This is a genomic window from Streptomyces sp. NPDC086777 (genome assembly GCF_040702065.1).
Taxonomy (GTDB): Bacteria; Actinomycetota; Actinomycetes; order Streptomycetales; family Streptomycetaceae; genus Streptomyces.
The window spans coordinates 182546-194064 of sequence record NZ_JBFBJI010000014.1 but is presented as its reverse complement, the minus strand read 5'-3'; the positions used below and the strand labels follow the sequence as shown (position 1 = coordinate 194064).

13 protein-coding genes and 1 pseudogene are annotated in these 11519 nt (G+C 72.4%); 9 read left to right on the top strand and 5 right to left on the bottom strand.

What is annotated here, in order from left to right:
• Positions 1–772: 772 nt before the first annotated feature.
• From ybaK to AB0472_RS21425, 4 genes are all read right to left on the bottom strand, one after another.
• Positions 773–1276, bottom strand: a complete 504-nt coding sequence (gene ybaK, locus AB0472_RS21440) for a Cys-tRNA(Pro) deacylase (RefSeq protein WP_366358054.1) — start codon at positions 1274–1276, stop codon at positions 773–775.
• Positions 1277–1291: 15 nt separating this feature from the next.
• Positions 1292–2032 carry an LON peptidase substrate-binding domain-containing protein gene (locus tag AB0472_RS21435; RefSeq protein WP_366358053.1) on the bottom strand — a complete coding sequence of 247 codons (741 nt, stop codon included), beginning with the start codon at positions 2030–2032 and terminating at the stop codon, positions 1292–1294.
• 11 nt (positions 2033–2043) lie between these two features.
• Positions 2044–3108 carry a hypothetical protein gene (locus AB0472_RS21430; protein ID WP_366358052.1) on the bottom strand — a complete coding sequence of 355 codons (1065 nt, stop codon included), beginning with the start codon at positions 3106–3108 and terminating at the stop codon, positions 2044–2046.
• Between the two features lie 163 nt (positions 3109–3271).
• Positions 3272–4849 carry an oxidoreductase gene (locus AB0472_RS21425; protein ID WP_366358051.1) on the bottom strand — a complete coding sequence of 526 codons (1578 nt, stop codon included), beginning with the start codon at positions 4847–4849 and terminating at the stop codon, positions 3272–3274.
• Positions 4850–5098: 249 nt separating this feature from the next.
• On the opposite strand from AB0472_RS21425, the gene hisD reads away from it, so the two are divergent.
• From hisD to AB0472_RS21380, 9 genes and pseudogenes are all read left to right on the top strand, one after another.
• Positions 5099–6424 carry a histidinol dehydrogenase gene (gene hisD / locus AB0472_RS21420; protein ID WP_366358050.1) on the top strand — a complete coding sequence of 442 codons (1326 nt, stop codon included), beginning with the start codon at positions 5099–5101 and terminating at the stop codon, positions 6422–6424.
• The gene (locus tag AB0472_RS21415) at positions 6421–7542 is read left to right on the top strand and encodes a histidinol-phosphate transaminase (RefSeq protein ID WP_366358049.1); all 1122 of its coding nucleotides are present in this window, start codon (positions 6421–6423) and stop codon (positions 7540–7542) included. Before hisD ends, AB0472_RS21415 begins: the two co-directional genes overlap by 4 nt.
• The gene (gene hisB, locus AB0472_RS21410; RefSeq protein ID WP_028422551.1) at positions 7539–8132 is read left to right on the top strand and encodes an imidazoleglycerol-phosphate dehydratase HisB; all 594 of its coding nucleotides are present in this window, start codon (positions 7539–7541) and stop codon (positions 8130–8132) included. The genes AB0472_RS21415 and hisB overlap by 4 nt, the downstream gene beginning before the upstream one ends.
• A gap of 3 nt (positions 8133–8135) precedes the next feature.
• Positions 8136–8300: a hypothetical protein gene (locus AB0472_RS21405; protein WP_351704898.1), complete on the top strand. Its 165-nt coding sequence runs from the start codon at positions 8136–8138 to the stop codon at positions 8298–8300.
• On the top strand, positions 8291–8941 hold the full coding sequence (gene hisH, locus AB0472_RS21400; protein ID WP_366358048.1) for an imidazole glycerol phosphate synthase subunit HisH: 651 nt from the start codon (positions 8291–8293) through the stop codon (positions 8939–8941). The genes AB0472_RS21405 and hisH overlap by 10 nt, the downstream gene beginning before the upstream one ends.
• A complete protein-coding gene (gene priA, locus AB0472_RS21395) occupies positions 8938–9663 on the top strand; it encodes a bifunctional 1-(5-phosphoribosyl)-5-((5-phosphoribosylamino)methylideneamino)imidazole-4-carboxamide isomerase/phosphoribosylanthranilate isomerase PriA (protein WP_366358047.1) in 726 nt (241 codons plus the stop codon). Before hisH ends, priA begins: the two co-directional genes overlap by 4 nt.
• The gene (locus AB0472_RS21390) at positions 9660–10058 is read left to right on the top strand and encodes a RidA family protein (protein ID WP_366358046.1); all 399 of its coding nucleotides are present in this window, start codon (positions 9660–9662) and stop codon (positions 10056–10058) included. Before priA ends, AB0472_RS21390 begins: the two co-directional genes overlap by 4 nt.
• Positions 10055–10810, top strand: coding sequence for an imidazole glycerol phosphate synthase subunit HisF (gene hisF / locus AB0472_RS21385; protein WP_366358045.1), 756 nt, complete (start codon positions 10055–10057; stop codon positions 10808–10810). Before AB0472_RS21390 ends, hisF begins: the two co-directional genes overlap by 4 nt.
• Before the next feature lie 105 nt (positions 10811–10915).
• Positions 10916–11113: pseudogene (locus AB0472_RS21380) on the top strand (MFS transporter); the annotation flags it as partial.
• 5 nt (positions 11114–11118) lie between these two features.
• Here AB0472_RS21380 and AB0472_RS21375 read toward each other — a convergent pair.
• Positions 11119–11517, bottom strand: coding sequence for a VOC family protein (locus AB0472_RS21375; RefSeq protein ID WP_366358044.1), 399 nt, complete (start codon positions 11515–11517; stop codon positions 11119–11121).
• Positions 11518–11519 lie beyond the last annotated feature (2 nt).

Here is an 11519-nt window from a genome sequence, read left to right as displayed (position 1 = left end):
ACGGGTTGAGTGTGGTGTTGGCCGGGTGTCGTCCTCGACCGTCGGATGGGGCTGAGTGTGGGGTCGGTCGGGCGGCGTTCTTGGTCGTCGGATGGGCTGGGTTTGGTGCCGACCGGCCGTCGTCCTCAGGCGCCGGACGGGTTGAGTGTGGTGTTGGCCGGGTGTCGTCCTCGACCGTCGGATGGGGCTGAGTGTGGGGTCGGTCGGGCGGCGTTCTTGGTCGTCGGATGGGGCTGAGTGTGGGCTGGGGGTGGTGTTGGCCGGGTGTCGTCCTCAGACGCCGGGTGGGCGGGGTGTGGTGCCGACCGGCCGTCGTCCTCAGGCGCCGGACGGGCCCGGTGTGGTGTTGGCCGGGTGTCGTCCTCGACCGTCGGATGGGGCTGAGTGTGGGGTCGGTCGGGCGGCGTTCTCGGTCGTCGGGTGGGCTGGGTGGGGGGCGGCCGGTCGGCGGCTTGGTCGGCTGGGGTGTACTTGCGTTCCGTGGCTTGGAAGCGGGGGAGGGGGCGGAAGAGCAGGGGCGCGGGGAACTGCGCGACGAGCCCCCGCCGGGCCGCAGTCGGCCTGGTGCCTTGCGCGGCGACGCAGTGGCCGGTGGCGCGGGTGGCGCAGGGTTCTTCGCGGCTCGCGGACGGGGCAGCACCCGCGCCCCCACCCGCCTATGCCGGGCGGCGACCGTGGTTCGAGCGGGCCTTCTTCAGGCGCCACTTTCTTTTCCGTGTCTTCTTCGACATGCCTTCCGTACTTAACCCAGTGCGGAGACTTCGTCGAGGGGTCACGCACGGCCGATCGGGGCCAGCGTCGCGTTCGTCAGACTCGCGAGGGCGGTGGGGGCGAGTTCCACCTCCAGGCCCCGGCGGCCCGCCGAGACGCAGATCGTGGCGTGCGCCGAAGCCGAGGCGTCCAGGACCGTCGGGAGTTTCCGGCGCTGGCCCAGCGGCGAGATGCCGCCGCGGACGTAGCCCGTCGTGCGCTCGGCCAGGGCCGGGTCCGCCATCGCCGCCCGCTTGCCGCCGACCGCCGTGGCCAGGGCCTTGAGGTCGAGGCTGCCCGCGACCGGGACGACCGCGACGGTGAGCGCGCCGTCCACGTCCGCGACCAGGGTCTTGAAGACACGTTCGGGGGACACGCCCATCGCCTCCGCCGCCTCCTCGCCGTAGGACGGGTGGGCGGGGTCGTGGTCGTAGGAGTGGACCGTGAAGTCCACGCCGGCGGTGGTCAGGGCCACCGTCGCCGGAGTGCCGCCGCCGGACTGCTGCTTCTTCGATTTCTTCGGCATTCAGGAAACCCCGGCTCAGTTCAGGCTCGTCGGTGTCCGCGTCAGCTCCGCCGCGGGCAGTGACGGCAGGTTACGGATGATCGCCGTCTCGGAGCGAAGGAGTTTCAGCTCGTCGCGGAGGCGGGACGCCGTGTCGGGAGCCTGCAGGAGGCGCTGCTTGGTGGGGGTGTCGTGCATCATCGCGGCGGCGACCAGGTAGGAGACGACCGACGGTTCGTCGGGGAGGTCGACGCCCGTGGTGAGGGAGCGTTCGCGGGCGCCCGCCAGCCGCTTCTGGTACTGGCGGAAGGCCCGCAGCACACCCTCGGCCAGCGCCCCGGCCTCGTCGCCCTGCTCCTCGGTCAGCTCCTCCAGCTCGGCCGTCAGGAACGGGCCCGACGCGTCCACGGAGAGCAGCCGCACCCGGTTCGTACCCGTCGCCAGCACCTCGAACGTGCCGTTCGCCCGTTCCCGGATCGTCGCCGCGTCCGCCACGCAGCCCACCCGGTGGAAGGACTTGAGGGGGTCGGGTCCGAAGCCGGCCGCCGGGCCGCGGTCGGGCTGCGCCGTCGGGTCCGGCATGCCCGGCGCGCTCGGGGCCACCTCGTGGCCGTCGCGGATCGCCACGACGGCGAACCGGCGCGGTTCTTCCTCGGGTGTCTTCAGCAGGTCGCGCATCATGGCGCGGTACCGCTCCTCGAAGACGTTCAGCGGCAGCACGAGCCCCGGGAACAGCACCGAGTTCAGCGGGAAGAGGGGGAGACGGACGGTGGTCACGGCGCCACAGCCTAGTGGTCATCGGCGGGAACATGTCCGCCGTGCTCGGCCCGTGGGCGCCCGGCGCCCCTCGGCGAGGGGATCAGCACGGCCTCGGGGAGCGGTTCCGTACCGGCCAGCAGGTGGGCGCGCAGGCGTACAAAATGGCCCAGCGGGTCGTCCGAGAGCCGGCCCCAGGGGAAGGACGTGACGTACGGGCCGATCAGGTCCAGCTGGGCGCGGGCGGCCTCCCAGCGTTCCAGGCGGACCAGCAGGTACATCAGCTTGTTGCGGATCTCCGCCGGCCAGGTGTCGGCCGCCGGGAACCGCGCGGAGAGCGCGATCGCGCGGTCGGCCGCCGCGTCCAGGCGGGCCCGCGGCACCTCGGGCCCGCAGCCGTCGGTGAGGTAGGCGAAGGCGGCGCGGGCGGGGAGCGACTGGACGAGGGAGTCGGCCGGAGCGTCCTGCGCGGCCAGGTCGGCGAAGTCGAAGCACTCGCGGTGCGAGCCGTGCCAGTACGTGCCCAGATAGCGCAGCGCCGCCACATGACAGCCGTAGTGGTGCGGGGCGCGGCGGACCGCCGCCTCCCACAGCTCCTCGAAGTACCGGTGGCCGGCGTTCGTGCCGCGGGCGTGGTCGAGCGCGATCCGCCACGGCACCGGGTCCCGGTCGTCGCCGCGGGCGGCAGCCGTGATCAGCGGGCTGAGCGGGCGCAGCAACTCCGCGCGGGCGGGCGAGTCCCAGGCCCGGTCCACCCCGAGCTGGGCCCGGACCAGCAGCAGGTCGGGGTCGTGCGGGGCGGCCGCCTCCCACTGGCCGAGCCACTCGGCGCGGGAGCGGGCGAAGAGGGCGAGCCGGTGCACGTACCGGTCGCGTTCCTCCCACTGGGCCGCGCCCCGGGTGCCGGCCAGCAGGGTCGCCGCCGCCTCGTACTCGCCCCGGCCGGCCGCGACCAGCGCGGGGGCGAGCCGGTCGTCGGGCGCGTCGAGGAACACCTCGTCGTCAGCCGGGAGCGGTCCGGCGGCGAGAGGCGAAGCGTTCGTTGCCCTCCGTGCGGAACGGAAGAGCGCGCGCAGCGAAGCCATGGCGTTGACCATTGAAAGTCCGCAGGTCGGGGCAGCGCCAGACGGTATGGCCAACTCCACGAAAGTTGTATGGCCGTCGGTCAAGGGCGAGTAAAAGGTGACCGTTTCTCATCTGTTCGGTACCTGTCAGCGACACTTCCCCCGGCTGCCCCGGCTGCCCCGGCTGCCCCGGCCGTCACCCCCGCCTCAGCAGCCGCGTCGCCCCCGCCGCCACCGTCGTCGCCAGGATCCAGCCCAGAAGGATCATCGCCGCCGCCGCCCACTGCCAGCCGCCGGTGAGCCGCCACTGGCCGACCTGCCCCAGGTCGATCACCGGCAGCAGCAGGTCCAGGACGAACAGCGCCGGATCCCAGGCCGGGTGGCCGCCCGAGTTCATCGGCGGATGCGGGGCGTGCGCGAACGCCAGCGTGCCCGCCGCCCACAGCACCGCCATCCACACCGCCGCCCGGCCCGGCCGGTAGCCGTAGGCCACCGTCAGGTCCTGCGCGTACCCCCAGACCTTGGCGGCCGGCGGCAGCGTCTCGCGGCGCCGCCGCTGCTTGGCGAGCAGCACCTCACGGGCGTCCTCGTCCTCGCCGGCGGCCCGCAGCACGGTCGCCAGCCGCTCGTACGGCTCCGGGTTGTACTCGGCGGTCGCCGCCGCCACCCAGTCCAGCCGCCGGGTCAGCGGGAACGGGCCCTGCGGCACCAGGTTCTCGTAGGCGAAGCCGCCCATGTGCAGCCGCCCCGGGCCCGGCCAGCTGGTCGCCCGGTCGACCAGGTTGACCACCCGGGCGCCGGACAGCAGCACCCCACCGCGCTGCGGCTCCTCGCCGAGGAACCGCAGCTCCGGCGCCTGCACCCGGCGCAGCGACAGCTGCTGGTCGTCCGTGAAGGTGAACCGGGCCCGCTCCAGGTCGATGGCGTCCCCGAACCGCCCGTCGTCCAGCCGTATCCCGCCCTGGCACTCGAACCGCTGGATCCGCGTCCCGCGCGCCGGGGTCGTCCCGCTCTGCCAGGGGCCGCCCACCCCGGCCGGGGTCAGGTACAGCGTCCGGCCGACGGTCAGCTGGGGCGCGTTCAGCGCGAACCGCCCCTCGGGGTTGCGCAGCCGCGCCCCGCGCAGGCTCAGCGAGACGCCCACCTTGGCGCTGCGCAGGCTCAGCTCCCCGTGCGTCTCCAGGAGCTCCGCCTGGAGGTCCTGGCCGACGGTCATGCCGTCCGCCGCGATCGACCGCCCACTGCGGTCCCGGTACACCACCGCCTGGTTCAGCAGCAGATCGGTGCCGATGTGCGCGTCGGTCAGCCGGACCCCGCTGAGGAACCGGCAGCGCGGCAGATGCAGGTCACCCTCCGTGTGCAGCCGGGCCGCCTCCAGCCGCGGCGCCGCGCAGTCCACGAACCGCGCGGTCGTGAAGTGCGCCTCCGGCAGCAGGATCTCGTCGTCGAACCGGCAGCCGCGCAGCTCCATGTACGGCAGGACCGTGCCCCCCGCCAGGTCCAGGGGGCCGGTGATCCGGACGCCGACCAGCTTCAGCGAGGAGACCCGGCCGGCCAGCGCCGGCGGCCCGTCGAGCAGCAGCCAGCACAGGGTCCGGGCCCGCACGCTCCGCTCCGGCCCCCACGGGTGGCCGCCGTGCGGGTCGTCCACGTGCGGGTCGCCGCTGCTCAGGTCGTACACGCTGCCGTTGCGGAACGCCTGCCACATACCGGCCTCGGCCGCGGTCAGATCGTCCGGCAGATCCCCGTCCCGGACGCCGTCCCCCTGGGTCACGGCTTTTCCTTCTTCCTCGGTTACTCGCGGGTCATGTTCGGTACCACCGGTGATGCCCGGTGCGTGAGATCCCGAAAACAGTTGGTGAAGGCGATCTTCCGGGCACCGGTCAGGCTACGTACCGGCCGTCGCCCCGCGCCCCGTATCAAGCCACACAGCCGCCGCCGGGTGCGGTCGTCGGCTCACGTTCTGTATCAGCCATTGATACGCGCGGACGGGCTCCGAGTGCCGTCTGAGAGAATTGAGCCTGTGATCTCCCGAATCGATCTGCGCGGCGACGCCCTCCCCGAGGGCCTCGCTCTGCGCGACCTGCTGCCCCGAGCCGACTTCGACGTCTCGGCCGCCCTGGAGAAGGTGCGCCCGATCTGCGAGGCCGTGCATCATCGGGGCGACGCGGCGCTGATCGACTTCGCCGAGAGGTTCGACGGGGTCACGCTGGAGCAGGTCCGGGTCCCGGCCGAGGCCCTGGCCAAGGCGCTGGACGAGCTCGACCCGGCCGTCCGCGCGGCCCTGGAGGAGTCCATCCGGCGCGCCCGTCTCGTCCACCGCGAACAGCGTCGTACGGACCACACGACCCAGGTCGTGCCCGGCGGGTCGGTGACCGAGAAGTGGGTGCCCGTGGAGCGGGTCGGGCTGTACGCGCCCGGCGGCCGGTCGGTCTACCCGTCCTCCGTGATCATGAACGCGGTGCCCGCGCAGGAGGCCGGCGTCGAGTCGATCGCCCTCGCCTCCCCGGCGCAGGCCGAGTTCGGCGGTCTGCCGCACCCGACCATCCTCGCCGCCTGCGCCCTGCTCGGCGTCGACGAGGTGTACGCGGCCGGCGGCGCCACCGCCGTCGCGATGTTCGCGTACGGCACCGAGTCCTGCCCGCCCGCCACCATGGTCACCGGCCCCGGCAACATCTGGGTGGCCGCCGCCAAGCGCTACTTCACCGGCAGGATCGGCATCGACGCCGAGGCCGGACCGACCGAGATCGCCGTCCTCGCGGACGCCACCGCCGACCCGGTGCACGTCGCCGCCGACCTGATCAGCCAGGCCGAGCACGACCCGCTCGCGGCGGCGGTGCTGGTCACCGACTCCGTGGAGCTGGCGGACGCGGTCGAGAAGGAGCTGGCACCGCAGGTCGCGGCCACCCGGCACGTCGACGACCGGATCGTGCCCGCCCTCAAGGGCAGGCAGTCCGCGATCGTCCTGGTCGACGGCGTCGACGAGGGCCTGCGGGTCGTCGACGCGTACGGCGCCGAGCACCTGGAGATCCAGACCGCGGACGCCGCCGCCGTCGCCGACCGGGTGCGGAACGCGGGCGCGATCTTCATCGGTCCCTGGGCGCCGGTCTCCCTCGGCGACTACGCCGCCGGCTCCAACCACGTGCTGCCCACCGGCGGCTGCGCCTGCCACTCCTCCGGGCTCTCCGTCCAGTCCTTCCTGCGCGGCATCCACATCGTCGACTACACGCGGGACGCGCTGGCCGACGTCGCGCACCACGTGGTCACGCTGGCGGAGGCGGAGGACCTGCCCGCGCACGGCGCGGCGATCAAGGCAAGGTTCGGATGGAAGGTACCGACGGGCAAGTGAGCTTCGGCATCGACGATCTCCCCGTACGGGACGAGCTGCGTGGCAAGTCCCCCTACGGCGCGCCCCAGTTGGACGTCCCCGTACGGCTGAACACGAACGAGAACCCCTACCCGCTGCCCGAACCGCTGGTCGAGCGGATCACCGAGCGGGTGCGCGAGGCTGCCCGGGACCTGAACCGCTATCCCGACCGGGACGCGGTCCAGCTCCGCACCGAGCTGGCCAAGTACCTGACGAAGACCGGCAACCACCCGCTCACCATCGCGAACGTGTGGGCGGCCAACGGCTCCAACGAGGTCATCCAGCAGCTGCTGCAGACCTTCGGCGGACCGGGCCGTACGGCGATCGGCTTCGAGCCGTCGTACTCGATGCACTCGCTCATCGCGCGCGGCACCGGCACCCGCTGGATCGCCGGCCCCCGCAGCGCGGACTTCACCCTCGACGTCGAGGCGGCCTCGGCGGCCGTCGCCGAGCACAAGCCGGACGTCGTCTTCATCACCACTCCCAACAACCCCACCGGCAACGCGGTACCGGCCGAGACGGTCCTCGCGCTCTACGAGGCCGCCCAGGCCGCCAGGGCCGCGACGGCCGGGGCGATCGTCGTGGTCGACGAGGCCTACATCGAGTTCAGCCACGGCGCGTCGCTGCTGCCGCTGCTCGAAGGTCGGCCGAATCTCGTCGTCTCCCGGACCATGTCGAAGGCCTTCGGCGCGGCCGGCCTGCGGCTCGGCTACCTCGCCGCGCACCCCGCGGTGGTGGACGCCGTCCAGCTGGTCCGGCTGCCCTACCACCTGTCGGCGGTCACCCAGGCGACCGCGCTGGCCGCCCTGGAGCACACCGACACGCTGCTGAAGTACGTCGAGCAGCTCAAGGCCGAGCGGGACCGGCTGGTCGCCGAACTGCGGGCGGCGGGCCTCGACGTCACCGAGTCCGACGCCAACTTCGTGCAGTTCGGGCGGTTCGCGGACCCGCACGCGGTGTGGCAGCGGATCCTCGACCGGGGAGTCCTCGTCCGTGACAACGGCGTGCCCGGCTTCCTGCGGGTGTCCGCCGGAACCCCCGAAGAGAACGACGCGTTCCTCGACGCGGTACGTGAAGTCAAGAAGGAGCTGGACGCATGACCCGCGTAGGGCGCGTGGAGCGCACCACCAAGGAGACCTCGGTCCTCGTCGAGATCGACCTCGACGGCACCGGCAAGACCGACATCGCCACCGGCGTCGGCTTCTACGACCACATGCTCGACCAGCTCGGCCGGCACGGTCTGTTCGACCTCACCGTGAAGACCGACGGCGACCTGCACATCGACTCGCACCACACCATCGAGGACACCGCCCTCGCCCTCGGCGCCGCCTTCAAGCAGGCCCTCGGCGACAAGGTCGGCATCTACCGCTTCGGCAACTGCACGGTCCCGCTGGACGAGTCGCTCGCCCAGGTCACGGTCGACCTGTCCGGCCGCCCGTACCTCGTGCACACCGAGCCGGAGAACATGGCGCCGATGATCGGCGAGTACGACACCACCATGACCCGGCACATCCTGGAGTCCTTCGTCGCCCAGGCGCAGGTCGCCCTGCACGTGCACGTACCGTACGGGCGTAACGCGCACCACATCGTGGAGTGCCAGTTCAAGGCGCTGGCGAGGGCGCTGCGCTACGCCTCCGAGCGCGACCCGCGCGCGGCCGGCATCCTCCCCTCGACGAAGGGCGCGCTGTAAGCGATGAACAGCCTCTCGACCATACTGATCGTCGTCGGCCTCTTCCTGGTCGGCGGAATCATCTCCTTCGTCAAGCAGAAGATGCCCACCAGCCTGATCGTGCTGCTCTCGATCAGCGCCGCACTGTGTCTGGTGGCGGGCGTCATGAGGCTGGAGGTGTGGAATTGACCGGATCCGCGAAGAAGGTCGTCGTCTTCGACTACGGCTTCGGCAACGTCCGGTCCGCAGAGCGCGCCCTTGCCCGCACCGGGGCCGACGTCGAGATCACCCGTGACTTCGACCGGGCCATGAACGCGGACGGCCTGCTGGTGCCCGGTGTCGGCGCCTTCGCCGCCTGCATGGAGGGCCTGCGCGGGGCGCGCGGGGACTGGATCATCGACCGCCGGCTGTCCGGCGGGCGGCCCGTGATGGGCATCTGCGTCGGCATGCAGATCCTGTTCGCGCGCGGCATCGAGCACGGCGTGGAGACCGAGGGCCTCGACGAGTGGCCCGGCTCGGTCGAGCCGCTCCAGGCCGAGATCGTTCCGCACATGGGCTGGAACACCGTCGAGGCGCCGGCCGGCTCCGAGCTGTTCGCCGGCCTGGAGACCGACGCGCGCTTCTACTTCGTGCACTCCTACGCCGTCCACGACTGGACCCTGGAGACGCACAACGAGGCCATGCGTGCCCCCAGGGTGACCTGGTCGACGCACGGCAAGCCGTTCGTGGCCGCCGTGGAGAACGGCGCCCTGTGGGCCACCCAGTTCCACCCCGAGAAGTCCGGCGACGCCGGCGCCCAGCTCCTCACCAACTGGATCGGAACACTGTGAGCAAGCTCGAACTCCTTCCCGCCGTCGACGTCCGCGACGGCCAGGCCGTCCGCCTCGTGCACGGCGAGTCCGGGACCGAGACCTCCTACGGCTCCCCTCTGGAGGCGGCCCTCGCCTGGCAGGGGTCGGGCGCCGAGTGGCTGCACCTGGTCGACCTGGACGCGGCGTTCGGCACCGGCGACAACCGCGCGCTGGTCGCCGAGGTCACGGGGGCGATGGACATCAAGGTCGAGCTGTCCGGCGGCATCCGCGACGACGCCACCCTCGCCGCTGCCCTCGCCACCGGCTGCACCCGGGTGAACCTCGGCACGGCCGCCCTGGAGACCCCGGAGTGGGTCGCCAAGGTCATCGCCGAGCACGGCGACAGGATCGCGGTCGGCCTGGACGTGCGCGGCACGACCCTCAGGGGCCGCGGCTGGACCCGCGACGGCGGCGACCTCTACGAGACGCTCGCCCGCCTCGACCAGGAGGGCTGCGCCCGCTACGTCGTCACCGACATCGCCAAGGACGGCACCCTCCAGGGTCCCAACCTGGAACTGCTGCGCACCGTGTGCGCGGCGACGGACCGGCCGGTCGTGGCCTCCGGCGGCGTGTCGTCGCTGGACGACCTCCGCGCGCTGGCCGACCTGGTACCCCTGGGTGTCGAGGGTGCCATCGTCGGAAAGGCCCTGTACGCCAAGGCGTTCACCCTGGAAGAAGCACTGGAGGCGGTGGCCCCGTGAGTGAGCTGCGACGTGTCGTGACGGGCGCCCCGTGGGAGGAGGCCTTCGGGTACTCCCGCGCGGTGGAACTGCCCAACGGGCTGGTGCTGGTCGCCGGCTGCACCTCGATAGTGGACGGCGAGATCGCCGGGGGCGGCCCCTACGAGCAGACCGTCAACGCCTTCAACGTCGCGTTCGCGGCGCTCGGGCGGCTGGGCCTCGGCCGTGACGACGTGGTGCGGACACGTATGTACGTCACCCACGCACGGGACGTGGACGATGTCGGGCGCGCCCACAAGGATCTGTTCGACACCGTCCGGCCGGCCGCATCCATGATCATCGTCTCCGGCTTCGTCGACCCCAGCCTGGTCGTCGAGGTCGAGGTGGAGGCATACCGCCGGGAGGCCACGGCATGACCCTGGCGGTCCGAGTCATCCCCTGCCTGGACGTGGACAACGGCCGGGTCGTCAAGGGCGTCAACTTCCAGAACCTGCGCGACGCGGGCGACCCGGTCGAGATGGCCAAGGTGTACGACACGGAGGGCGCCGACGAGCTGACCTTCCTGGACATCACCGCGTCCTCCGGCAACCGGGAGACCACCTACGACGTGGTCCGCCGCACCGCCGAGCAGGTCTTCATCCCGCTGACGGTCGGCGGCGGCGTCCGCACCGCCGAGGACGTCGACAGGCTGCTGCGCGCCGGCGCCGACAAGGTGGGCGTCAACACGGCGGCCATCGCCCGCCCGGAGCTGATCCGCGAGATCGCCGAACGCTTCGGCCGCCAGGTCCTGGTCCTCTCGGTCGACGCCCGCCGCACCGAGTCGGGCTCCTTCGAGGTCACCACCCACGGCGGCCGCCGCGGCACCGGCATCGACGCCGTCGAGTGGGCCCACCGGGCGGCCGAGCTGGGCGCGGGCGAGATCCTGCTGAACTCGATGGACGCGGACGGCACCAAGGACGGCTACGACCTGGAGATGATCACCGCCGTCCGCAAGCACGTCACGGTCCCGGTGATCGCCTCCGGCGGAGCCGGTGCCCTCGCGCACTTCCCCCCGGCCGTCACCGCGGGCGCGGACGCGGTCCTCGCCGCCTCCGTCTTCCACTTCGGCGACCTGCGGATCGGCGAGGTGAAGCAGACGCTGCGGCAGGCGGGACACCCCGTGCGCTGACGCCGCGCCGGCCTTCGGCCCCGGTCGCCCCGACGGGCGGCCGGGGCCGCTGCGCGTCCACGACCCTCCGGACGGCGGATACGAAAGAGAAGTTGCGCAAAAACCGCCTGCCTGGGCCGGGTCACCGCCGTCTCCAGCCTGGTCAGCCTCGGTCTCACCCCGCTGAGCATGCCGTTCACGGCCGCCGCGATAGGTGCCTTCGGACTCGGCCCGGTCTACGTCGTCAGCGCCGCCGTCTGCGGACTCGGCGGGGTCGTCGCGCTGGCCGTACCGGGGCTGCGCCGGGCCGAACTGCCCCGCTGAGGCGGTCAGCCCTTCGGCTGGGTCAGCTGGATCAGGTTGCCGACCGTGTCGTCCAGCACGGCGGCGATCACCGGGCCCTGGTCCCGGGGCTCGTGGGGGAAGCGGACGCCCAGGATGCGCAGGCGGTCGTACTCCGAACGGATGTCGTCGACGGAGAACACGATGGCCGGGAGGCCCGCCTCGTAGACGGCCTTGCGGTACGGGTCGGCGAGGGGACCCTCGCCGGGCTCCAGCAGGAGCTGGAGGTCCGGCTGGGCGCCCTGCGGGGCGCCGACCGTGACGAACAGCGTGCCGTCGCCCAGGTCCAGGCGGGTACGGGTCTCGAAGCCGAGGACGTCCGTGTAGAACGCGTGCGCCTTCGGCACGTCGTCCACGTACACGCTCGTCATCGCGACCCGGATCACCG